The sequence below is a fragment of the Stutzerimonas stutzeri genome, from assembly GCF_002890895.1.
Taxonomy (GTDB): domain Bacteria; phylum Pseudomonadota; class Gammaproteobacteria; order Pseudomonadales; family Pseudomonadaceae; genus Stutzerimonas; species Stutzerimonas stutzeri_AB.
Window position 1 is genome coordinate 147,677 of record NZ_POUL01000009.1, and the last position, 23,990, is coordinate 171,666.

Annotated in this window: 17 protein-coding genes; 6 read left to right on the plus strand and 11 right to left on the minus strand. The window is 60.8% G+C overall.

Going from position 1 to position 23,990, the window contains the following annotated elements; translation table 11 throughout:
- The first annotated feature begins 177 nt into the window (after nucleotides 1-177).
- Nucleotides 178-2,823, plus strand: coding sequence for a pyruvate dehydrogenase (acetyl-transferring), homodimeric type (gene aceE, locus CXK96_RS16595; protein WP_102837536.1), 2,646 nt, complete (start codon nucleotides 178-180; stop codon nucleotides 2,821-2,823).
- 24 nt (nucleotides 2,824-2,847) lie between these two features.
- Nucleotides 2,848-4,857, plus strand: coding sequence for a dihydrolipoyllysine-residue acetyltransferase (gene aceF, locus CXK96_RS16600; RefSeq protein ID WP_102837537.1), 2,010 nt, complete (start codon nucleotides 2,848-2,850; stop codon nucleotides 4,855-4,857).
- 66 nt (nucleotides 4,858-4,923) lie between these two features.
- Here the strand turns inward: aceF and CXK96_RS16605 are convergent, their stop codons facing one another.
- A complete protein-coding gene (locus CXK96_RS16605) occupies nucleotides 4,924-5,451 on the minus strand; it encodes a hypothetical protein (RefSeq protein WP_102837538.1) in 528 nt (175 codons plus the stop codon).
- Nucleotides 5,452-5,561: 110 nt separating this feature from the next.
- On the opposite strand from CXK96_RS16605, the gene CXK96_RS16610 reads away from it, so the two are divergent.
- Together CXK96_RS16610 and msrA are read left to right on the plus strand one after the other, a co-directional pair.
- Entirely contained in the window at nucleotides 5,562-8,237 is a 2,676-nt protein-coding gene (locus CXK96_RS16610; protein WP_102837539.1) for a putative bifunctional diguanylate cyclase/phosphodiesterase, read from the plus strand.
- A 95-nt stretch (nucleotides 8,238-8,332) separates the two neighbouring features.
- Entirely contained in the window at nucleotides 8,333-8,980 is a 648-nt protein-coding gene (gene msrA / locus CXK96_RS16615; RefSeq protein WP_102837540.1) for a peptide-methionine (S)-S-oxide reductase MsrA, read from the plus strand.
- A gap of 521 nt (nucleotides 8,981-9,501) precedes the next feature.
- On the opposite strand, the gene CXK96_RS16620 is transcribed toward msrA, so the two are convergent.
- From CXK96_RS16620 to bioB, 10 genes are all read right to left on the minus strand, one after another.
- Nucleotides 9,502-11,280, minus strand: coding sequence for an acyl-CoA dehydrogenase C-terminal domain-containing protein (locus CXK96_RS16620; RefSeq protein WP_102837541.1), 1,779 nt, complete (start codon nucleotides 11,278-11,280; stop codon nucleotides 9,502-9,504).
- A 222-nt stretch (nucleotides 11,281-11,502) separates the two neighbouring features.
- The gene (locus tag CXK96_RS16625) at nucleotides 11,503-13,296 is read right to left on the minus strand and encodes an acyl-CoA dehydrogenase C-terminal domain-containing protein (protein WP_102837542.1); all 1,794 of its coding nucleotides are present in this window, start codon (nucleotides 13,294-13,296) and stop codon (nucleotides 11,503-11,505) included.
- A gap of 155 nt (nucleotides 13,297-13,451) precedes the next feature.
- The gene (locus CXK96_RS16630; protein WP_102837543.1) at nucleotides 13,452-14,789 is read right to left on the minus strand and encodes a GGDEF domain-containing protein; all 1,338 of its coding nucleotides are present in this window, start codon (nucleotides 14,787-14,789) and stop codon (nucleotides 13,452-13,454) included.
- A gap of 114 nt (nucleotides 14,790-14,903) precedes the next feature.
- Nucleotides 14,904-16,709: a phenylacyl-CoA dehydrogenase gene (locus CXK96_RS16635; RefSeq protein WP_102837544.1), complete on the minus strand. Its 1,806-nt coding sequence runs from the start codon at nucleotides 16,707-16,709 to the stop codon at nucleotides 14,904-14,906.
- Between the two features lie 238 nt (nucleotides 16,710-16,947).
- On the minus strand, nucleotides 16,948-17,205 hold the full coding sequence (locus CXK96_RS16640; protein ID WP_102837545.1) for a hypothetical protein: 258 nt from the start codon (nucleotides 17,203-17,205) through the stop codon (nucleotides 16,948-16,950).
- An 89-nt stretch (nucleotides 17,206-17,294) separates the two neighbouring features.
- Nucleotides 17,295-17,993 carry a dethiobiotin synthase gene (gene bioD, locus CXK96_RS16645; RefSeq protein WP_102837546.1) on the minus strand — a complete coding sequence of 233 codons (699 nt, stop codon included), beginning with the start codon at nucleotides 17,991-17,993 and terminating at the stop codon, nucleotides 17,295-17,297.
- Nucleotides 17,990-18,814, minus strand: a complete 825-nt coding sequence (gene bioC / locus CXK96_RS16650; protein WP_102837547.1) for a malonyl-ACP O-methyltransferase BioC — start codon at nucleotides 18,812-18,814, stop codon at nucleotides 17,990-17,992. Before bioC ends, bioD begins: the two co-directional genes overlap by 4 nt.
- Nucleotides 18,811-19,533 carry an alpha/beta fold hydrolase gene (locus CXK96_RS16655; protein ID WP_102837548.1) on the minus strand — a complete coding sequence of 241 codons (723 nt, stop codon included), beginning with the start codon at nucleotides 19,531-19,533 and terminating at the stop codon, nucleotides 18,811-18,813. Before CXK96_RS16655 ends, bioC begins: the two co-directional genes overlap by 4 nt.
- Nucleotides 19,526-20,707, minus strand: a complete 1,182-nt coding sequence (bioF, locus tag CXK96_RS16660) for an 8-amino-7-oxononanoate synthase (protein ID WP_102837549.1) — start codon at nucleotides 20,705-20,707, stop codon at nucleotides 19,526-19,528. Before bioF ends, CXK96_RS16655 begins: the two co-directional genes overlap by 8 nt.
- 104 nt (nucleotides 20,708-20,811) lie before the next feature.
- Nucleotides 20,812-21,870, minus strand: a complete 1,059-nt coding sequence (gene bioB / locus CXK96_RS16665; protein WP_102837550.1) for a biotin synthase BioB — start codon at nucleotides 21,868-21,870, stop codon at nucleotides 20,812-20,814.
- Between the two features lie 93 nt (nucleotides 21,871-21,963).
- Here bioB and CXK96_RS16670 point away from each other — a divergent pair, with 93 nt between their 5' ends.
- The gene (locus CXK96_RS16670; RefSeq protein ID WP_102837551.1) at nucleotides 21,964-22,671 is read left to right on the plus strand and encodes a ComF family protein; all 708 of its coding nucleotides are present in this window, start codon (nucleotides 21,964-21,966) and stop codon (nucleotides 22,669-22,671) included.
- Nucleotides 22,672-22,738: 67 nt separating this feature from the next.
- Nucleotides 22,739-23,713 carry a serine/threonine protein kinase gene (locus CXK96_RS16675; RefSeq protein ID WP_102837552.1) on the plus strand — a complete coding sequence of 325 codons (975 nt, stop codon included), beginning with the start codon at nucleotides 22,739-22,741 and terminating at the stop codon, nucleotides 23,711-23,713.
- Nucleotides 23,714-23,990: the final 277 nt, after the last annotated feature.

A 23,990-nucleotide genomic window follows, 5' to 3' on the forward strand; every position in this document is an offset into this window, starting at 1 on the left:
GTAGTTTTACTACGAAATACTCCAACAGGGGGCTGAATCGGCTGCGGTTTTGTAGTAAAACTACAGAGCCCGGCTCTACCCCCGGCACCACATCCAAGAACATATACGCACCGGCTCACAAAGCCGGCCGCGAAGCAGGCAACCGATTCTGGAAGCCTTTCCGCCCTGGAGCAAGCCATGCAAGATCTCGATCCCGTCGAAACCCAGGAATGGCTGGACGCCCTCGAGTCAGTTCTCGACCGCGAAGGTGAAGACCGCGCCCACTATCTCATGACCCGGATGGGGGAGCTGGCAACCCGTAGCGGCACCCCGCTGCCCTACGGCATCACTACGCCGTACCGCAACACCATCCCTGTCACCCGTGAAGCGAAGATGCCCGGCGACTTGTTCATGGAGCGTCGAATCCGCTCCCTGGTCCGCTGGAACGCGCTGGCGATGGTGATGCGTGCAAACATGAAGGACCCGGACCTGGGTGGACACATTTCCACCTTTGCCTCCAGCGCGACGCTCTATGACATCGGCTTCAACTACTTCTTCCAGGCTCCCACCGAAGAGCATGGCGGCGACCTGATCTATTACCAAGGTCACGCCTCCCCCGGCATCTATTCGCGCGCGTTCCTGGAAGGCCGCCTGAGCGAAGACCAGATGCTCAACTTCCGTCAGGAAGTGGATGGCAAGGGCCTGTCGAGCTACCCGCACCCGCACCTGATGCCGGACTTCTGGCAGTTCCCGACCGTGTCCATGGGCCTCGGGCCGATCACCGCGATCTACCAGGCGCGTTTCATGAAGTACCTGGAAAACCGCGGATTCATTCCGAAGGGCAAGCAGCGCGTCTGGTGCTTCATCGGCGACGGCGAATGCGACGAGCCGGAAACCCTGGGTGCCATCTCCCTGGCCGGCCGTGAAAACCTCGACAACCTGGTATTCGTCATCAACTGCAACCTGCAGCGTCTCGACGGCCCGGTTCGCGGCAACAGCAAAATCATTCAGGAACTGGAAGGCGTGTTCAAAGGCGCCAACTGGAACGTCAACAAGGTCGTCTGGGGCCGCTTGTGGGACCCATTGTTCGCCGCCGACGAAGACGGCCGCATGCAGCGCCGCATGGACGAGGCAATCGACGGGGAGTACCAGAACTACAAGGCCAAAGATGGCGCCTACGTGCGTAAACACTTCTTTGGTGCTGACCCAGAGCTGCTCAAGCGCGTCGAGAGCATGTCGGATGAGGAAGTCTGGAAGCTCAACCGCGGCGGCCACGACCCCTACAAGGTCTATGCAGCCTACCACCAGGCGGTCAACCATAAGGGTCAGCCGACGGTCATCCTGGCCAAGACCATCAAGGGCTACGGCACCGGTGCCGGTGAGGCGAAAAACATCGCCCACAACACCAAGAAAGTCGATATCGACAGCCTGAAGAAATTCCGCGATCGCTTCGACATTCCGGTCAACGATTCGCAGCTCGAAGAACTGCCGTTCTACCGGCCAGCCGAAGACAGCGCCGAGATGCGCTACCTGCGCAAGTGCCGCGAAAAACTCGGCGGTTCGCTGCCACAGCGTCGGCCAAAGAGCTTCAGCATCCCGACGCCGCCATTGGAAACGCTCAAGGCCGTACTCGACGGCTCCGGTGATCGCGAGATTTCCACCACCATGGCCTTTGGCCGGATTCTGTCGCAACTGGTCAAAGACAAGGATCTGGGCAAGCGCATTGTGCCGATCCTCGCTGACGAGGCGCGCACCTTTGGTATGGAAGGCATGTTCCGCCAGCTGGGTATCTACTCCCCAGTGGGGCAGCTGTACGAGCCGGTCGACCGCGACCAGGTGATGTACTACCGCGAAGAGAAGGACGGCCAGATTCTTCAGGAAGGCCTGAACGAAGCCGGCGCATTTTCCTCGTTCATCGCAGCCGGTACCGCTTACAGCAACTACAACCAGCCAATGCTGCCGGTCTACATCTTCTACTCGATGTTCGGCTTCCAGCGGATCGGCGACCTGGCCTGGGCAGCGGGCGATGCGCAGACCCGCGGCTTCCTGCTGGGCGGCACCGCCGGCCGCACCACGCTAAACGGCGAAGGTCTCCAGCATGAGGACGGCCACAGCCACATCCTCGCCAGCACCATCCCCAACTGCCGCAGCTATGACCCCACCTACGGCTATGAGCTGGCGGTGATCATGCACCACGGCATGCACGAGATGATGGAGCTGCAGAAGAGCGTCTATTACTACATCACGGTGATGAACGAGAACTACCAGCAGCCGGCCATGCCGCAGGGTGTCGAGGAAGGCATTCTCAAAGGCATGTACCTGCTCGAAGAAGCCAAAGGCGACTTCAAGCACCGCGTGCAGCTGATGGGCTCGGGCACCATCCTGCGCGAGGTACGCGCCGCGGTGGACATCCTAGCCAAGATGGGCGTGGGTGCCGACGTCTGGAGCGTGACCAGTTTCAACGAGCTGCGCCGCGATGGCCTGGCGGTGGACCACTGGAACCGCTTGCACCCAACCGACGAACCCCGCAAGAGCTATGTCGAGCAGTGTCTGGAAGGCCGCGAAGGTCCGGTCATCGCCTCCACCGACTACATGAAGCTGTTCGCCGATCAGATTCGCCAGTGGATTCCGTCGCGTGAATTCCAGGTGCTGGGCACCGACGGCTTCGGCCGCAGCGACTCGCGCGCCAAGCTGCGTGACTTCTTCGAAGTCGATCGTCGCTGGGTCGCGGTCGCCGCCCTGCAGGCCCTCGCCGCTCGCGGCGCCATCGAGCGCACGGTCGTGGCCAACGCCATCACCGAGTTCGGTATCGACCCCGAGAAGCGCAATCCTCTGGATTGCTGATGCGTGCGCACAGGAGAACCTATTGTGAGTGAAACCATACGCGTACCCGACATCGGCAGCGGTGAGGGTGAAGTAATCGAGTTGTTCGTCAAGGTCGGCGACCGTATCGAAGCCGACCAGAGCATCCTGACGCTCGAATCCGACAAGGCCAGCATGGAAATTCCTGCACCCAAGGCGGGTGTGGTAAAAGCCTTGAAGGTCAAGCTCGGCGACCGCCTGAAAGAAGGCGACGAGCTGCTGGAGTTGGAAAGCGAAGACGGCCAAGCTAGCGAAGAGCCGACTCAAGCCGCCGAAGAGCCTGCGGGCGCAGCGGCCGACGGCCCGGCAGATGAAGCCGAAGATCCTACGCCAGCAGGCGACGACAACGAGTCGGCTTCCGCCGAGGAAGGCGAATCGCAAGAGATCAAGGTTCCGGACATTGGCTCTTCCGGCAAGGCCAGCGTGATCGAAATCTCAGTGAAGGCCGGTGACACCATTGCCGCCGAGCAGCCGCTGATCACCCTGGAATCCGACAAGGCGAGCATGGAGATCCCCTCCCCCGCCGCCGGCGTGGTCGAAAGCATATCGGTCAAGGTGGGCGATGAAGTCGGCACTGGCGATCTGATCTCGATTCTCAAGGGTGAGGCGGCGAGCAAGCCAGCCGCGGCCAGCCCTGCCCCCGCAGGCCAGGCACAGAGTGCACCCAAGGAAAAGCTTAGCGAGCAGGCGGCTGAAGAGCCCGCCGAAGCAGCTGTCGAATCCGTGGAGGAAGTACGGATTCCGGACATCGGCTCCAGCGGCAGCGCCAAGGTCATTGAAGTCATGATCAAGGCCGGCGACAACGTCGAGGCTGACCAGTCGCTGATCACCCTTGAATCGGACAAGGCCAGCATGGAGATTCCCGCGCCCAAGGCTGGCGTGGTGGAGTCCCTGTCGATCAAGGTCGGTGATGATGCCAAGACCGGCGACCTGATCCTGACCCTGAAGGTGGCTGGCACAGCACCGGCGAAGAAGGCCGAAGCCAAACCGCAGGAAGCAGCCCCGCAACAGCAGGCAGTCGCGCCGAACAAGCAAGGCGTGCCTGAATCTAAAGCGGCCGCTGCCCCTGCTCCGGCCGTGAGCGGCCCAAGCAAGGCCGGCACCAAGGTACATGCCGGCCCTGCGGTCCGCATGACTGCACGGGAGTTCGGTGTCGAATTGGCCGATGTTCCTGGCACCGGGCCGAAAGGACGGATCCTCAAGGAAGACGTGCAGGCCTACGTCAAGAATATGATGCACAAGGCCAAGCAAGCGCCGGCCACGGGTGCTACCGGTGGCGCGGGCATTCCGCCGATACCGGAGGTCGATTTCAGCAAGTTTGGCGAAGTCGAAGAAGTGCCAATGACCCGGCTAATGCAGGTGGGCGCTGCCAATCTGCATCGAAGCTGGCTCAACGTCCCGCACGTGACCCAGTTCGAGTCATCCGACATCACCGAAATGGAAGCCTTCCGCGTTTCGCAAAAGGCTGTCGCCGAGAAAGCAGGCGTCAAACTGACCGTGCTGCCGCTGCTGCTCAAGGCCTGTGCACACCTGCTTAAGGAACTGCCGGAGTTCAATGCCTCGCTAGCCCCTAGCGGCAAGGCTGTGATCCGCAAGAAGTACGTGCACATCGGTTTTGCCGTCGATACGCCTGACGGCCTGCTCGTGCCGGTAATCAAGAACGTCGACCAGAAGAGCCTGTTACAACTGGCAGCCGAGGCAGCTGAGCTCGCCGAGAAGGCGCGCACCAAGAAGCTGTCGCCCGACGCCATGCAGGGCGCCTGCTTCACCATCTCCAGCCTCGGCCACATTGGCGGCACCGGCTTCACGCCAATCGTCAACGCGCCGGAAGTGGCGATCCTCGGTGTATCCAAGGCGACCATGCAGCCGGTGTGGGATGGCAAGGCCTTCCAGCCTCGCCTGATGTTGCCGCTGTCGCTGTCCTACGACCACCGCGTCATCAACGGCGCCGCAGCGGCGCGCTTTACCAAGCGCCTGTCCGAGCTGCTGGCGGACATCCGCACGATGCTGTTGTGATCCGATGAGTTACAAAAAACCCGCCTTCAGGCGGGTTTTTTGTCTGTGAGATAACGCTAAACGTCCTTAGCCCTTCTGCAGATTGCGGAACAGGAATGATAGCGCCTTCGCCAGCTCCTCGGCCCCCTTGGGGTCACGGAGGATGGTCAGCCATGGTTCGCCGCCCGCTGCGCCGACGAAAGTGCAGGCCACGCCTTGCGGCGGGCACTGGTACTGAATGTAGGGGTCCATGCCGAACACCGAGAACCCACGGTTACGTACAGCGACGTTGCCGGACGCATCGCGGCGCTCCTCACGAATAAGCAACTCGCCAGGCGCTCCAGCGCTGAGCTGGTATTCGAGATCCTCTGGGTTGGCTTGCCCGACTTGATAGGCCGAACGCAATCCATAGGTTTTAAGCAGCGCATTGCTGTGCGCAAGCAGGGCTTTTCGTTCGTTCTGCGTGAGATAAAGCGTCTTGAGCTCGCCCAGATAGCGGGACGATTCATCCGAGCCCAGGGTATTTGGCTCGGCAGCCTTGAGCTGTCCGCTGGTGATCAGGAAAATCGAGATTAACAGTAACTTTGATAGCCGACTTGTCAGTCCCTGCTGCATGATGCACCCTTGCGGTAATTAATATTATTTAGCCATCGCCACGCCGTAGAAAGCGTCTAAGCTGCGGCTAACGAAGCGACTCCCGCAGCATACTGGAAGCAAACCGCTCGATGAAAATACATACCGATGCCGCCAGCCGTTTGGCGACCGAGGTTGTGACGCAGTTGCCAGTGCCTTCGAGGCTGGGCATGCTGCGTTTCGAGCGTTTGAACGAATCCAGCTGGGCCCTGCTGTTTCTCGATCCCGCCTGCGAGCGTTACCTGGGCCAACCTGCGCAGGATCTCTGCTCTCTCATCGACTCGCCTTACGCCAGCCTCATGGAGCCGCAGGCTCGCCTTAAACTTCATGACGTCGTGCAGGCGCAGCTGGCAACCCTGGGCCACTACTCCATTCGTTATTGCCTGCACACCTGCGGTGGGCCGCTGGACATGCTGGAGATCGGCGAACTCTGCCAACAGTATGGTCGAGAATTGGTGCGTGGCTACCTGATTGTCGAACCCCATGCAGAGCGGGCCTCCCCAGCCTTGGAATCCGAGAACGCAAAGTTACGGTCGACCCTGGAGTTTTATCAGCAGGCCCAGGATGAGCACCTCGAACACCTGATTCGCTCCCGTGCTCAACAGAGCCTTATTGTGCGCCTGGCACGGCACCGTTACAGCGCAGCTGACCCACAACTAGAAGCAGCCCAGCTGATCACCCAGGCCGCCAGCGAAGCCTATGGGATTGCTCGGGCCTCGATATGGCATCTGAAGGGAGATCAGCTAGAGGCTATTGCAGCCTACTGCCGCGACAGCGGCAGTTTGGAATACCCATCATCACTGAACATATCGGCTTGCCCGCGTTACATGGACGCGCTGCACAGTGGACGAGTGATCGACGTGCAAAACGTTGCCGAAGACATCCGCACAGCGGAACTCACTCAGTCATTCTTCAAGCCACGAGGCATCACGTCGATCCTTGACGCAACGATCCGGGTGGGTGGGGAAGTTTTCGGCGTGCTCTGCCTGGAACACTCCGGCTGCGTCAGGGTCTGGCATGCCGATGAGGTAGCGTTCGCTGGCGAACTGGCCGATCAGTACGCTCAGGTACTGGCCAATCAGCAGCGCGTCAGTGCCACTCACACCCTGCACCTCTTCCAACGCGCCGTCGAACAGAGTGCAAGCGCGTTCATCCTGGTCGACCGTGACGGCATCGTCGAATACGTGAACCCGAGCTTCACCTCCATCACCCAGTTTTCAGCCGATGAAGTGCGTGGTCGCCGCCTGGCGGACCTGACTGCATTGGAAAACCTCAGCGAATTGCTGTTCGACACCTCATCGGCGTTGTCACAGAGCAACAGCTGGCAGGGCGAATTCCGAAGCCGCCGCAAAAATCTGGAGCCTTACTGGGGGCAGCTGTCGATTTCCAAGGTATTTGGCGAAAGCGGTGAGCTCACGCATTACATAGGCATTTACGAAGACATCACGCAGAGCAAGCTGGCGCAGCAGCACATCGAACGCCTGGCCTATACCGATAACCTGACCAGCCTCGGAAATCGCCCGTTTTTCATCCGCAGCATTGAAGAGCGTTTCGCCGCCAGCAAAGATCCTCAGCTGTGTCTGTTACTGGTGGATATTGACAACTTCAAGCGCATCAATGACAGCCTCGGGCACCAGACCGGTGACAAACTGCTGGCCAGCCTGGCTCGCCGTTTGCGCAACAGCCTCAACCGCGACAGCGTACTCGCGCGCTTTGCCAGCAACGAATTTGCCCTCCTGCTCGACAACATGGACTTGGAAGAGGGCCAGCTGCTGGCGCATCAAGTGTTGCGCATCCTCGACAAACCCCTGTTCGTCGACAAACAGCTGATCAGCGTCAGCGCCTCCCTCGGCCTGGCCTGCTCGCCTCTGCATGGCCGTGATCCAGAGACGCTGATGAAACACGCCGGCCAAGCCCTGCACAAGGCCAAGGCCAACGGCAAGAATCAGGTACAGGTGTTTACCGAAGCCTTGCATGCCGAGGCCAACTACAAGTTGTTCGTCGAAAACAATCTACGCCGTGCGCTGGTGCAGAATGAGCTCGAGGTCTTCTATCAACCCAAGCTCTGTCTGCGCAGCGGTCGGCTGCAAGGACTGGAAGCGCTGCTGCGCTGGAACCATCCTGAAAAAGGCATGATCCGCCCAGATCAATTCATCGGCGTTGCCGAAGAAACCGGGCTGATCATCCCGATAGGCAAGTGGGTCGCACGTGAAGCGTGCAAGATGGGGCTGCAGCTGGCAGCGTTGGGTATCGGCACACCACAGGTCGCGATCAACCTGTCACCCAAGCAGTTCTCAGACCCCGACCTGGTCGGTTCTATCGCCGCCATTCTCTCCGAAGAACAGCTGCCGCCCGACCGCCTGGAGCTGGAATTGACCGAAAGCCTGCTACTCGAAGCGACCGAAGAGACCCGCCAGCAGCTGTTAGGCCTCAAGGCCCTCGGGGTCACGCTGGCCATGGATGACTTTGGTACCGGCTATTCGTCGCTGAGCTACCTGAAGAAATTCCCCATCGACGTGATCAAGATCGACCGCAGCTTCATCAAGGACATCCCGGATAACCAAGACGATATCGAGATCACCTCAGCCGTCATAGCCATGGCTCGCAACCTTAATCTGAAGGTGGTTGCGGAAGGCATCGAGACGGTCGAGCAGCTGAACTTCCTGCGCCATCAGCGCTGCGATATCGGGCAGGGCTACCTGTTCGACAAACCCATCCCCGGCGACCAGCTACTGACCTCGCTACGCCGATACCCACACTGGCTCTAACGGTTTCCTGCCTACCGTCCAGGCACGCGCGCGTTGGATTTGTCAGCTTGGTAGCCTAGGCTAGCTGAAAACCTGCCCAAGGCACGAGGACCACAATGACCCTGCGCTCGCAAATTCTCGTTCATAAACAAGCGCTACCTGATGCGGGACAAGCCCTGCCCGGACGCGCCACACCCGTCCCGGTACCCGAAGCCCACTTCGTCAGCGGCAACCCGCTGCAACCACCTTTCCCGGCGCACCTGCAACAGGCCATGTTTGCCATGGGCTGTTTCTGGGGAGCCGAGCGACGTTTTTGGCAGCAGCCCGGTGTCTGGACAACCGCAGTGATCTATGCCGGCGGCCACACACCAAACCCCACCTACGAAGAAGTTTGCTCCGGCCTCACCGGGCACACTGAAGCCGTGCTGGTAGTCTTCGATCCCCAGCAGATCTCCTATGGTGACCTGCTCAAACTGTTCTGGGAGGCGCACAACCCAACACAGGGCATGCGCCAAGGCAACGACATTGGCACTCAGTACCGCTCGGCGATCTATTGCTTTACCGAGGCTCAACTCGAAATGGCACGCGATAGCGAAGCGCGCTTTCAGACAGAACTGAACAAGCACGGGCTGGGCAGCATCACCACAGAGATTGGCGATCTGCCAGCGTTCTACTACGCCGAGGCCTATCACCAGCAATATTTGGCGAAAAACCCAGGCGGATACTGTGGGCTGGGAGGCACCGGCGTCTGCATGCCGGCCTGAAGCGACACGGCGTCGATGACTGACTGATGGTCATCAGGTGCCAAACCAGGAAGCACGGATTGTTAGCGGCTTGTGTGACGCCGTTGCGCCAGATCGCCCGAGCCTCAGGCGAACTCGGCTGGAGCCGATAGAAACTCGATTCATTGAGAACTCGATGAATCAGGTAACGCCTGGTCTCTGCTGTATGAAAAAAGAAAACCCCGCCGAAGCGGGGCCTTTGCAGACTGTAACCGACATCCGTGACTTACGCCTTCCTGGCGTCGTTCCGCTACGCGTCCGTTTTGTGGCTGAAGCGCTTCCCTACGCAGCGTCCATGGCGGAAAAGACTACCGATCGGTCAGAGAAACCTGTAGTAGCAGTTCGCACCACGACTTGTAAGCATTCACCTACACCCAAACCTTTCCTTGGCGTTGCGTGTAAGCGATTGACTACAAGCGAAGCAGATCTATGACTGAGGCACTGGCACATTGTTCCCAAAGATGGCCAATTAATTTCAATGTGCCTTCACGGATTAATCTTTTTTAGAACTGCGCAGCATCCAGTAAATACAACGATTCACTGCCGGCTCGTACGGTGGCGCTCAACGAGTGGATGCGAGGCAGCAGTCGTGCGAAATAGAACCGCGCGGTGCCTAGCTTGCTGGCATAGAAGTCGTCCTGGGCCTCTTTGCCCAGTGCGGCTTCAGCCATCCGGGCCCACATATAGGCGTAAGCCGTGTAACCGAACACATGCAGATATTCGACCGAGGCCGCACCGATCTCGTTGGGATTGCGCTTCGCGCTGTCGATGACAGAGGCGGTGAGCGCGTCGAGGTTCTCCAGTGCTGCTGTCAGAGGCGCCGTGAACTCTTCAAGCTCACTGCCCGTTGCTGCACAGAAGCCGCGGATTTCTTCGGCAAACGCGCTGTAAAGCTCACCACCACTGCCCACAACCTTACGTCCGAGCAGGTCCAGCGCCTGGATACCATTGGTACCTTCGTAAATCTGAGTGATCCTGCAGTCGCGCACCAGCTGCTCCTGCCCCCACTCACGGATGAAGCCGTGGCCGCCAAACACCTGCTGACCATGGACAGTGGTCTCCAACCCCATGTCGGTGAGGAACGCCTTGGCAACTGGCGTTAGCAGAGCCACCTGCGCCTCGGCACGCTGGCGGGCTTCGACGTCATCGCTGAACTTGGCGATGTCCAGTTGAAGCGCCACGTAACTGGAGAACGCGCGGCCACCTTCATTCAGCGCTTTCATCGTCAACAGCATACGGCGCACGTCCGGATGCACGATGATCGGGTCGGCGGCCTTTTCTTGCGCTACCGGACCAGTCGGCGCGCGACTTTGGATACGCTCACGCGCGTACTCAATGGCGCTCTGATAGGAACGCTCGCCCGTGGCCAATCCCTGGATACCCACGCCTAGACGCTCATAGTTCATCATGGTGAACATCGCTGCCAGGCCCTTGTTCGGCTCGCCGACCATCCAACCTGTGGCCCCGTCAAAGTTCATGACGCAGGTGGCCGAGGCCTGGATGCCCATCTTGTGCTCGATCGAGCCGCAGCCGAGGCTGTTGCGCTCCCCAAGGCTGCCGTCTTCGTTGACCATCATTTTGGGGACCAGGAACAACGAGATACCGCGGGAACCGGCCGGCGCATCGGGCAGCTTGGCCAGTACGAGGTGGATGATGTTCTCGGTGAGATCGTGCTCACCACCGGTGATGAAGATCTTGGTGCCGCTGACCTTGTACGATCCGTCCGCCTGCGGCTCGGCCTTGGTGCGAATGATGCCCAGATCGGTACCAGCGTGTGGCTCGGTCAGGCACATGGAGCCGGACCAGACACCGGCATACATGTTCGGCAGGTACTTCTGCTTCAGCTCTTCGCTGGCATGGGCGTAGATGGACAGGCAGGCGCCGGAGGTCAGCATGGGGTACAAACCGAACGCCAAGCTGGCCGAGTTCATCATCTCCTCGACCTGCGCCGAGATTGCTTTCGGCATACCCATGCCGCCGTAGGCTGGGTCACCGCCTACACCGACCCAACCGCCTTCGGCATAAAGGCGATAGGCCTCCGGGTATCCCGCCGGGGTGGTTACCGCGCCGTCGACCCAGCGGCAGCCTTCCTCATCACCACTGCGGTTGAGGGGCGCAATCGAATTAGCAGTGATCTTGCCCGCCTCCTCGAGGATGGCTTCGGCGGTTTCCGCATCGACGACTTCCGCCAGCGCTGGCATCGTCTGCCAGAGCTTCGGGGCGTCGAAGACTTCGTTTAGGACGAAACGCATGTCGCGCAGCGGTGCTTTGTAGTCAGCCATGGAAAGGACCTCGCAGAAAACATGTCACCCGGCCGATTGGCCGCAGCAGTTTCGCGAGTCTAACTGAAGACCAATCGGCGCCCGAAGCGTCTTTAAATGACTGACCGGTTCCCATCTCGACGCTTAAGGCAGACTTGCTGGTGCGCCCCCCATCCACGAGACCCAGCTGATATCGCCCATAAAAAAGCCCGCACGAGGCGGGCTAAAGGGTTTGCTGATGGATCAGAAAGCGAATTGGTCAGCGGCCAGCCTCATAAGGCTGGCACTACCGGCCTCGATGGCTGCCTTGTGGGCTGCGGTGCGCGGCAGCAGGCGAGCAAAGTAGAACTCGGCAGTGGTCAGCTTCGACTGATAGAAGGCCGCATCGCTGCCCGCCTCGTCGAGCCGGCCCTGTGCCACTACAGCCATGCGCAGCCAGAAGTAGCCGAGAATCAGGTAGCCGCAGTACATCAGGTAGTCCACCGAGGCCGCGCCGACTTCGTCAGGGTTCTTCATTGCGGCCATGCCGATTCGGGTGGTGATCTCGCCCAGCTCGCGATTCAGGCCAGCCAGCTGCGTGACGTATTGCTGCAGCTGAGGATGCTGCGCGTTAGCCTCGCAGAACTTGTGTACCTGCTTGGTGAAACCAAGCATCAGCTTGCCCTGGCTGCCGAGGACCTTGCGGCCCAGCAGATCGAGTGCCTGAATGCCGTTGGTACCTTCGTAGATCGGCGCGATGCGGCAATCCCGCACCAGCTGTTCCATGCCCCACTCGCGAATGTACCCGTGGCCGCCAAATATCTGCATGCCGAGATTGGTCACCTCCAGCCCCGTGTCGGTCATGAAGGCCTTGCAGATAGGGGTGAGAAACGCGAGCAGATCCTCGGCTTCCTTGCGCTTGTCGGCGTCCGGGCTGTGTATTTGATCGAGCAACTGCGCGGTGAAGTAGGCCAGGGCTCGGTTGCCCTCGTTGAACGCCTTCATGGTCAGCAGCATGCGTCGCACATCGGGGTGCACGATGATTGGGTCGGCAGGCTTCTCGGGAAACTTCGCCCCGGTCAGAGCACGCATCTGCAAACGCTCGTTGGCGTATTGGATGGCGCCCTGGAAGCTCGCCTCGCCACTGCACAAGCCCTGCATGCCGGTGCCAAGCCGAGCATGATTCATCATGGTGAACATGCAGTTGAGACCCTTGTTGGGCTCACCGATGAGGAAACCCTTGGCACCATCAAAGTTGATCACGCAGGTCGCCGAGGCCTTGATTCCCATCTTGTGCTCGATGGAGCCACAGGCGACAGCGTTGCGCTCGCCCGCTTCTCCGGTCGCGTCAGGCAGGAACTTGGGCACGATGAACAGTGAAATACCCTTGGTTCCGGCCGGGGCGTCGGGGAGTTTGGCCAGAACCAGATGCACGATGTTCTCGCTCATGTCGTGCTCGCCGGCGGAGATGAAGATCTTCGTGCCGCTGATCGCATAGCCGCCATCTGCCTGCGGTACCGCACGGGTCTTGATGATGCCCAGATCCGTGCCGCAGTGGGATTCGGTGAGGCACATGGTGCCGGTCCAGCGGCCCTCGGTCATGCGCGTCAGGTAAACCTGTTTTTGCTCGTCGGTACCGTGGGCGGCTATCGCAGCCATGGCGCCATGGGTCAGCCCCGGATACATACCAAAGGAGGTATTCGCCGAGCCGACCATCTCGCCGACCACCAGCCCCAGCGAGTGAGGCAGACCTTGACCGCCATAGTTAGGATCCGAGGCAAGGCCCATCCAGCCGCCTTCAGCATACTGCGCAAAGGCTTCCTTGAAGCCCTTCGGGGTCACTACCACACCGTCGTCGAAATGGCAGCCTTCCTCGTCACCGCTTCGGTTAAGTGGCGCAAGGACCTGCTCGCAGAACTTGGCGCCCTCTTCGAGGATGGCGCTGACCGTGTCAGGCGTCGCGTCCTCTGCACCGTTGGCCGCGTAGCTGCCATGAAAGTCGAACACTTCGTCGATCAGAAAGCGCATATCGCGCAGGGGAGCCTTGTAAGCGGGCATATCGTTCTCCAGAACAGCACAGTGCATTGTTATGCCGCCACGCTACTGTCAGATCGACCCGCTCGCCATCACATTGCAGGCGCTGAATGCGCCGCCATAACCACCGACTGCCCCACCGATCGCACCGTCAACACCGGCTGTTTTCCAGCTGCGCCCTAGACGTCGGCGCTCACCTCTTTCAACGTACGCATCGCACCGCGGCGGTTCTCTCCATGCGATCGGATGCAGTTGCGCCCTGCACCCTTGGCGCTATAAAGCGCCTGATCGGCCTTCTTGATGACTTCCTCGGGGCTGCGCTGCGTCATCAGGCGCTCGGCGACGCCGATGCTGATGGTCACCGAGACCGCGGCTGCCGAAGCGACACCGCGGCGTTGCCGCCCCTGCTCCGCATCCTTCGGCCGGCTGGACTTGTCGCGCAGCTGCAGTGGATAGCTCTCGACGGCCTGCCGCACGGCTTCCAGATGCGGCAAGCAATGCGCCAGCTCACGCCCCGGAAATACCAGCGCGAACTCTTCACCCCCGTAACGGTAGGCACGACCACCGCCACCGACCTTGCGCAACCGGCTCGCAACGAGGCGCAGCACTTCATCTCCCACATCGTGTCCGTGGGTGTCGTTGAAGGCCTTGAACCGATCGACGTCGGCCATGGCGATTACATAGTGGCGCCCCAGGCGCTGCAGCCGCTCGTTCAGGGCGCGACGGCCAGGCAGGCCGGTCAACTCGTCACGAAACGCCATTTGATAGGCCTCCTGGGCAATGGAGACTACCAACACCAGCATCATCAAGCTGCTCAAGACGTTGAGCGCACCGGGTCGACTGAATACCTGAGGCAGCATCAGGAGCAGGCCGATCAGCGCAATCAACTGCGCCGCGTGCACTGGCCGTGGCCGCCGCAGGTACTGCGCTAGCACCCCGATTATGGCGATCAGAAATACTGGATAGGCCAGCTGGATCAATTGCAGCCAGTCAGCCTGCAATGACGGCCAGCGAACTTCCGTCAGCCAGTCGAGCACCCCCGCAGGGAAGCGCCGCGCCAAGGCCAGCGCCAAGACCGAAACGGCAAATACGACAGCGAGCCGTGCCAGACCGTCCTGCAACAGATGTGCACGCTCTTGCCAAAGGGCATACAGACCGTAGAGCGCCGGCAAGAGAAGACTGCACAGGTGGAACGTGAGTGCAGCCTCTGGCAGAAGCGCGCCGGTGAGCCGGTAATGGTCGACCTGGGTATCGAGCAGGAAATAGACGATATAAACCGTCAGCAGCAGAAAGGTCTCCCGAACCCGCGCATAGGCGATGCAAAAGGCCCCGCCTAGCAACAGCAACACGGTGGGCAGCACATTGAACAGCGACGTGAAGAACTCATTCAGCGTCGGTTGACGCGCAGCGACAAGCCCTCCGGCCAATAGCGCCAGGGGTGCATAGAAATGACTGAAGCGAGCTGGACTCAGACGAGGCACGGCGGTTCCGGTAACGCCCGTGAGGAAAGCAGGCATTCTGCCTGCACTTGATGACAGGTTCACCCACGAGGTGAACAACAATGACTGGCATAGCGAAAAACAGACAAAAAAAACCGCTGCCGTAGCAGCGGTTTTTTTTTGCGAGAGACCTTAGTAGGCCAGCTCGAAGTGCGCTTCGTCCATGTCCATCAGGTTGTCAGCTCCGGACAGCATGGTTTCAACGTGGGTACGGGTGCGCGGCAGGATGCGCTGGAAGTAGAAACGCGCCGTCTGCACCTTGGCGGTGTAGAAGCCATCCGCGTCTTCGCCAGCTGCGATTTTTTCCGAAGCCAGACGCGCCATGTCGGCCCAGAAGTAGGCCAGGCAGGCATAACCGCAGTACATCAGGTAGTCCACCGAAGCAGCACCGACTTCTTCACGGTTCTTCATCGCGGCCATGCCGACCTTCATGGTCAGGTCGCCCCACTCTTTGTTCAGTTTGGCCAGCGGCTCGACGAACTGCTTGACCGCCTCGTTGCCTTCATTGGCCTGGCAGAACTTGTGCACGACCTTGGTGAAGCCTTTCAGCGCCTCGCCCTGGGTCATCAGCACCTTGCGGCCCAGCAGGTCGAGCGCCTGGATGCCGGTGGTGCCTTCGTACAGACAGGAGATACGGCTGTCGCGGACGTTCTGCTCCATGCCCCACTCGGCGATGAAGCCGTGACCACCGTAGATCTGCACACCATGGTTGGCCGCTTCAAAGCCAACTTCGGTCATGAACGCCTTGGCGATCGGCGTCAGGAACGCCAGCATTGCATCGGCGGCCTTGCGCTGCTCTTCATCCTTGCTGCGCTGGGTGATATCCACCTGCTTGGCAGCGAAGTAAAGCATTGCACGATTGCCTTCAGCGAAGGCCTTCATGGTCAGCAGCATACGGCGTACGTCCGGATGCACGATGATCGGGTCAGCGGCTTTCTCAGGAGCTTTCGGGCCGGTCAGCGAACGCATCTGCAGGCGCTCACGCGCATACTTGATGCCACCCTGGAAACCGATCTCGGCGTGAGCCAGGCCCTGCAGAGCAGTACCCAGGCGGGCCGTGTTCATGAAGGTGAACATGCAGTTCAGGCCCTTGTTCGGCGGGCCGATCAGGAAGCCGGTGGCAGCGTCGAAGTTCATCACGCAAGTAGCATTACCGTGGATGCCCATCTTGTGCTCGAGCGAGCCACAGGACACACCGTTGCGCTCGCCTACGCCGCCTTCGACGTTCGGCAGGAACTTCGGGACGATGAACAACGAAATACCCTTGGTGCCTTGCGGCGCATCGGGCAGGCGAGCCAGAACGATATGGACGATGTTGTCGGCCATGTCGTGTTCGCCAGCAGAAATGAAGATCTTGGTGCCTGAAACCTTGTAGCTGCCGTCAGCCTGAGGCTCTGCCTTGGTGCGCAGCATGCCCAGGTCAGTGCCGCAATGCGGCTCGGTCAGGCACATGGTGCCGGTCCACTCGCCGGAAACCAGCTTGGTCAGATAGGCCTGCTGCTGCTCGGGCGTGCCGTGCTCGTGCAGGGTGTTCATGGCGCCATGAGACAGGCCGGGGTACATGCCCCAAGACCAGTTGGCTTCGCCGACCATTTCGCTGATGGCCATGCCCAGCGATTCAGGCAAGCCCTGACCACCGTGCTCGACATCATGGGCGAGGCTCGGCCAGCCGCCTTCCACGAACTGCTGATAAGCCTCTTTGAAGCCGGTGGGCGTCTTCACGCCGCTCTCGCTCCAGGTACAACCTTCGGTGTCGCCTACTCGGTTGAGGGGGGCAATCACCTGCTCACAGAACTTGGCGCCTTCATCAAGAATGGCGTTGACCATGTCCGGGGTGGCGTCTTCACAACCCGGAAGGCTTTGGTAGTGCGCTTCGTAGCCGAGCAATTCGTCACGTACAAAGCGGATATCGCGCAAGGGGGCCTTGTAGTCAGGCATATCGTAAACCTCAGCGGTGGGTTCTTGATTCAGGTGGCCGACAGATCGGCCACGCTTGATTTGATTGGACCATCCGGCATTGCCCCGGCAGGTCAAACAGGCGTTTGAAACATACGTTTAGGCCTGAACGATGTCAAGCAGCGACCATGACGCCATTCGTCGGCATCTGAATAACCATAGACAGGGATAGCGGTGCCCGAGATCGGGCGAGACGGCCGGCCAGACAGGCCGGCGCAGGTCAGGCTTTGGTGTTGACCAATGTGCCGAGTACTTCGTCGGCAGTCTGCAGAAGGCGGACGCCGGCTTTGGCTTGATGCTCACCCACTTTCATCTGAACCAGTTGCTCGGTCAGCTCGACCGTGTCAGCCACGGCCTGAGAGGTTTGGGCAGCCGGCAGGGTGCGATCAGCCACGACGCCACTGGCCTGGTCAACTCGCTGCTGTCCGGCTTGGTATGCGCCAAGGCCGGCAGATAAAAGGCTGTTGTTGATCTGCATGGTTCAACCCCTCTGAGATCACATAGCTATCATTGATACCAGAGCCGCTCCGCTGACGCCAGTTCCACGTCGCTATAACAAACGCGTATTCACGCCGTGAACGGCATGAGCCGGAGCGCTGATAGGTCGAGGTAGCGCGCAACCTCGGCCGGGCTTGCAGTCGCCAAGCGCGGCACCCGACCGAGGCATGGTGCCTCAAGGCGCTGCTCCAAGGTCGCGAGATTTTCCTGCAACCGTGAGGTGGCCGGATCGACGATGTTGGCGACCCAGCCTGCCAGCCTAAGTCCATCTCGCGCGATGGCCTCGGCGCTGAGCAATGCATGGTTGATACAGCCAAGGCGCACGCCGACCACGAGGATGACCGGGAGGCTGAGCGCTATGGCGAGATCGGAAAGTGTTTCGTCTCCTGCCAGCGGAACGCGCCAACCACCTGCGCCTTCGACTAGAGAGAACTGAGCGTGCAACGCCAACACTCGACGAACCGGCTCGGCCAGCGCCGCGACACTCAGCTCGACACCAGCCTCGCGAGCGGCCAGATGCGGCGCTATCGCCGGCTCGAAGGCCATAGGATTGACCTGCTCGTAGCGCAGCGGCAGTGTGCACTCACCGAGTAGCGCCAGCGCGTCGCTGTTGCGCAGGCCTTCGGCGGTAATTTCGCAACCAGATGCGACCGGCTTCGCTGCTGCCGTGCTGAGCCCGGCCAGCCGCGCGGCATGCAGAAGCCCGGCAGCGATGGTGGTCTTGCCGACTTCGGTGTCTGTGCCGGTGACGAAATAAGCCGCGGTCATGTCAACTCCTTGCACAACACGCCATACACCACCTGATAGGTCGCCGGGAGCCCGCTCGGCGTACGGAACCGCTCGTAGGCATCGATCAGCGCACGAATACGTGCGCGACCGGTCAGCCCGCCCGGACGGCCAGGGTTCAGATTATGTGCGCCGAGCGCTTTGAGTTCACTCGTCAGCTGCCGCAGCTCGGCGAAATGCAGCACCTCGGGTTCGACGTCCAGCCGTTCCAACCGCAAACCACTGGCGGCACAGTGCTGCTGATAGGCGCTGAGTGGACGGAAGCGATTCACGTGAGCAAAACCGTCGACCGCCTGCCAGCTGTCGCGCAGTTCTTGCAGCGTGCCACTGCACAGACTGCTGAAGGCGAACACACCACCGGGACGCAGCACCCGCTTCGCCTCGCCGACTACGGCGGAGAAATCTTCACACCACTGCAGCGCCAAGCTGGAAAAAATCAGATCTACCGACGCATCACGCAGCGGCAAGCATTCGGCATCGCCAGCAACGAAATGGCTGGCGCCGCCCAGAGGTTGAGCATGGCGCAGCATGCCTTCGGCAATATCCAGCGCGACGCCTTTGCCAGCAGGGAAACGGCTCGCAAGGCTTCGAGAGAAATAGCCGGTGCCACATCCCAGATCGAGCCAGCGCGCTGGCGCTGTTGAGCAGGGCAAACGCGCGATCAGCGCGTTACCTACCGTGCGCTGCAGCTCGGCCACGGCGTCATAGCTGGACGCAGCACGGGAGAATGACGCCGCGACCTGACGTTTGTCAGGCAGGGCGCTTCCCGTCCCCAACGTCGGTGCCGTGGCCGCATCCGTCATTTCACTCTACCCTTGATGAATGCCGCGATGGTTGCCGCCACGTCATCCGGCCGCTCCAGCGGCAGAGCATGGCTGGTCGACGCGACCAGTTCGGCTTCGATCCCCGGCATCCAGCGTCGAAGTGCGTCACAGGCCGTCGGTGGCACCAACGCGTCGCCACCGGCGAACAGGTGCAATTGCGGTCCGAAATAGCCGTGCAACGCGCCGCGTCCATCCAGCTCAGCAAGCAACTGCAGGCCCGCATCGAGCACAGCCGGCTCTGAATCGGACTGGCTGACCTCCAGCTGACGGGCCAGCGTTCGCGGGTCGTAGCCACCGCGGCTGCAGAGCAGACGGAAACGTTTCAATGTTTCCTCGGGATCAAGCCGGAACGCCTCTTGAAAGGTGTCAAAAATATCCGGCGCCATACCCTCGGGCCATTGTGGCCGAGCGCGGAAGCACGGATTGCTGGCAATGGTGACCAGCCCGCGGCAGGAGTCCACGCGACGCGCTGCGAGCTGCGACGCCAGCATCCCGCCCAACGACCAACCGGCCAACCAGCTGTCATCGGGTACGCGGCGGTCGAGTTCATCCAGCCAGGCACCCGCCTCGGCAAGCTCCGGCAAAGGCTCGATGGTTACGTCAAGATCCGGCGCAAGCTCTGACAAAGCCTCGCACAAAGGCTGCAACGCAGCCGGGCCAAACGCCCATCCGGGCAGCAAAAACAGCTGATCAGGCATTTGCTTCAGGCTCCTCGGCCATTCGATTCCAGCATTCGGCCAGGATATCCAAGAGTCGTTCCACCTGCGCTTCGCTATGCGACGCACTGAAGGTCACCCGCAGCCGAGCACTGCCGGCAGGCACGGTCGGCGGGCGAATGGCACCGACCAGAATCCCGCGCTCGCGCAACGCCGCCGAAAGCTTCAGGGCCAGCTCGCTGCTACCGATGAGAATCGGCTGGATCGGTGTTGGGCTATCCATCAAGGTCAGGCCGATCTCGGCCGCGCCCTGGCGGAATCGTGCAATCAAACCGTTCAGATGATCTCGACGCCAGCCCTCGCTGCGCAGCAACTCCAGACTTTTCAACGTTGCGCAGGCCACCGCAGGCGGCTGGCTAGTGGTGTAGATGTAGGGACGTGCGAACTGGATCAGCGTTTCGATCAGGTCCTCGCTGCCCGCTACGAAGGCCCCAGCGGTGCCGAAGGCTTTACCGAGCGTGCCGACCAGGACCGGCACGTCATCAATACCCAGGCCGAAATGTTCGACGATGCCGCCCCCGGTCTTACCCAACGGGCCGAAGCCGTGAGCGTCGTCCACCATGACCCAGGCATTCTTGGCTTTCGCAGTCGCGCAGATCGCTGGCAGGTCAGCCAGGTCGCCATCCATGCTGAACACACCGTCAGTGACCACCAGCGTATCGCCAGCGGCCTTGTCCAGGCGCTTGGCCAGGCTATCGGCATCATTGTGCAGATAACGGGAGAAACGCGCGCCGCTGAGCAAGCCGGCGTCGAGCAGCGACGCATGATTGATCCGGTCTTCCAGCACCGTATCGCCCTGCCCCACCAGCGCGGTGACGGCTGCGAGGTTGGCCATATAACCGGTGGAGAACAGCAAAGCGCGTGGCCGACCGGTGAACTCAGCCAAAGCCTCTTCGAGCTGGTGATGCGGTGTGCTGTGCCCCATGACCAGATGCGAGGCACCGCCGCCCACGCCCCAGCGCTCGGCGCCCTGCCGCATGGCGAGGATCACATCAGGATGGCTGGCCAGCCCGAGATAGTCGTTGGAGCAGAACGCCAACAACGGTTCGCCATCGACCGTCACCTCCGGCTGCTGCTGTGTTTCCAGCAATGGGCGATGGCGATAGAGATGGGCGGCGCGGCGCTCGGCGAGACGGGAAGCAAGATCGAACGGCATGGCAGAAGGGCTTCTGTAGGAGCCAGCTTGCTGGCGAACCTGTAGCCGCGTCGATGCATCGGGAGCTTCGCGGCTACAGGGGTCGTACTTTTCGTTGGCGCTAATCAGGCCGACGCGGCGTCGTAAAACAGCTTGCTGTCACGTTGCTCGACCAGCGCCTGCTCAATGGCAGCCTGGTGCACTTCGTCGTCGTGCTCTTCACGCGCTTCGGGCTGAATGCCCAGGCGCTTGAACAGCAGCATGTCCTTGTCGGCTTGCGGGTTGCCGGTGGTCAGCAGCTTCTCGCCGTAGAAGATCGAGTTGGCGCCGGCGAGGAAGGCCAGGGCCTGCATCTGCTCGTTCATCTGCTCGCGACCGGCGGACAGCCGTACGTGGGATTTCGGCATCATGATCCGCGCCACGGCAAGCATCCGAATGAAGTCGAAGGGGTCGACGTCCTGCTCCTCGGCCAGCGGCGTGCCCTTGACCTTCACCAGCATGTTGATCGGCACCGACTCTGGATGCTCGGGCAGGTTGGCCAGTTGAATCAGCAGGCCAGCGCGGTCGTTCAGCGACTCGCCCATCCCGAGGATGCCGCCTGAGCAGATCTTCATTCCCGACTCGCGCACATAGCTCAGCGTCTCCAGACGGTCGGCATAGGTGCGGGTGGTGATGATGTTGCCGTAGAACTCCGGCGAGGTATCGAGGTTGTGGTTGTAGTAGTCCAGACCCGCGGCAGCCAGTGCCTTGGTTTGCTCCTGATCGAGCTTGCCGAGCGTCATGCAGGTTTCCAGCCCCAGCGCTTTCACGCCTTCGACCATTTTCAGGACGTAAGGCATATCCTTGGCAGAGGGGTGTTTCCAGGCTGCACCCATGCAGAAGCGCGTCGAGCCGATGGCCTTGGCTTCGGCAGCCGCTTCCAGGACCTTCTGCACTTCCATCAGCTTTTCTTTATCGAGGCCGGTGTTGTAGTGGCCTGATTGCGGACAGTATTTGCAGTCTTCCGGACAGGCGCCGGTTTTGATCGACAGCAATGTCGAAACCTGGACGCGGTTGGCATCGAAATGCTGGCGGTGCACGCCCTGAGCCTGGAAGATCAGGTCATTGAAGGGTTGTTCGAAGAGCGCCTTGACTTCAGCGAGGCTCCAGTCGTGACGGGTAACGGAAGCGGCAGTGGCGCTCATGAGTGATCCTTGTAATGAATGGCGGCTCGGTGGCCAGGCACGGATGCGAAATGGTTAGCCAAGGCCGAGGCGCTGTCAACCAGGAAAGGAATCATGGTTTACAACTGGTTAAATATTGAGCATTACTGTGCACTGTGTGATGAGCGCTGCGAAACCGGTCAATCGATCTGCGGCCCCTGCGAGGCCGAGCTTCCCTGGCTGCGCGAGCATTGCTCCCGTTGCGCCTTGCCATTGCCGACCTCCGGACTGATCTGCGGCGAATGTCTGAAGCGACCGCCCGCGTTCGACCAGGTCAGCGTGCCGTGGCGCTTCGCCTTTCCGGTAGACGCCCTGATCACCCGCTTCAAACACCAATCCCAATGGCCACTCGGCCGACTGCTAGCGGAGCAGCTTTCGCGCCATTTGCAGCACGCGTTCGATGAGGGTTTACCGCGTCCCGACGCCTTGCTGCCGGTGCCCTTGGCCCGCAAACGCTTGCGTCAGCGCGGCTTCAATCAAGCGAATATGATCGCCGACTGGCTGAGCACTGCATTGGCGATCCCGGTCGATACTAAGATTCTGCAGCGAGTCCAAGACACCCAGTCGCAACAGCAGCTCGATGCGGCGAGTCGGCGCCGGAATCTGCGCCAGGCGTTTGCTCTGAGTGACGACCGGAGCCTGACTGGCCGTCATCTGGCGATCGTCGACGATGTGCTTACCACGGGCGCAACCGCCGAGGCACTGGCCCGCCTGCTCAAGCGCGCTGGCGCGTCGCGTGTGGATGTGTATTGCCTGGCGCGAACACCGAAGCCTGGCGAGTAGTAAGGCACTGCGCGGTTGTGTAAACACACCAGTGCAATACACTGGTTGCCCGCCTGCGGAGCCGACCATGAGCCACCCCTTCGACACGCTTACGCCTGACCTTGTGCTCGATGCGGTGGAAAGCACCGGCTTTATCAGCGACGCCCGCGTACTGGCATTGAACAGCTACGAAAACCGCGTCTACCAAGTGGGCATCGAGGACGAAACGCCTATCGTGGCGAAGTTTTATCGCCCAGGCCGTTGGAGCAACGAGGCCATTCTCGAAGAGCATCAGTTTTCCAAAGAACTGGCCGATCGCGAGATTCCGGTCGTGGCGCCATTCGAGCGTGACGGCAAAACCCTGTTCGAACACGCCGGCTTTCGCTTTGCGCTGTTTCCCCGCCGTGGCGGCCGCGCCCCGGAGCCGGGTAATCTGGATCAGCTCTACCGCCTCGGCCAACTGCTGGGCCGCATGCATGCAGTCAGCGCCAGCCGACCGTTCGAGCACAGGGAAACACTCAATGCCCAGCATTTCGGCCATGAGTCGCTGGCGACGCTGCTTGAAGGGGATTTCGTGCCCAGGAGTCTGCTACCGGCTTACGAGTCGGTGGCGCGCGACCTGCTCAAGCGCGTCGATGATGTGTTTGCCCGCACCGAGTTTCAGCCGATCCGCCTGCATGGCGACTGCCACCCCGGGAACATCCTCGCCCGTGACGATGCGTTTCACCTGGTCGACCTGGACGATTGCCGCATGGGCCCGTCGGTACAGGACATCTGGATGATGCTTGCCGGCGAACGTCACGAGCGACTCGGACAGCTGTCCGAACTGGTGGATGGCTACAGCGAATTTCACGACTTCGCCCCACGCGAACTGCCGTTGATCGAAGCGCTGCGCGCGCTGCGTCTGATGCATTACAGCGCCTGGCTGGCCCGCCGCTGGGATGACCCGGCCTTCCCGATGAGCTTTCCTTGGTTCGGCACCGAACGCTACTGGGGTGATCAGGTGCTGATCCTCCGTGAGCAGATGTCGGCGCTGCAGGAAGAGCCGCTGAAGCTGTTCTAGCTGCAGCCTTGATCACCGAGCGACTGGCGCATCCTACGACGCTCGGGGCGCTCCTCTGGTGGGCTGAAGCCCACCCAACAGACATCGTTTCGCAGGGTGGATCACGCTGCACCGATCCACCAAAGGCGTCACGGTGGATGTAAGAGCTACATCCACCCTTGTATCTCGACTACCACGCTATGTTGGGGTGATAGTTCCCGACTGATCATCGGGGGAAGGCCAGGAAGCCGTATCCACCCTTAGGCTTTGAGCCTGCGACGTAGATAGCGCTGCGGCC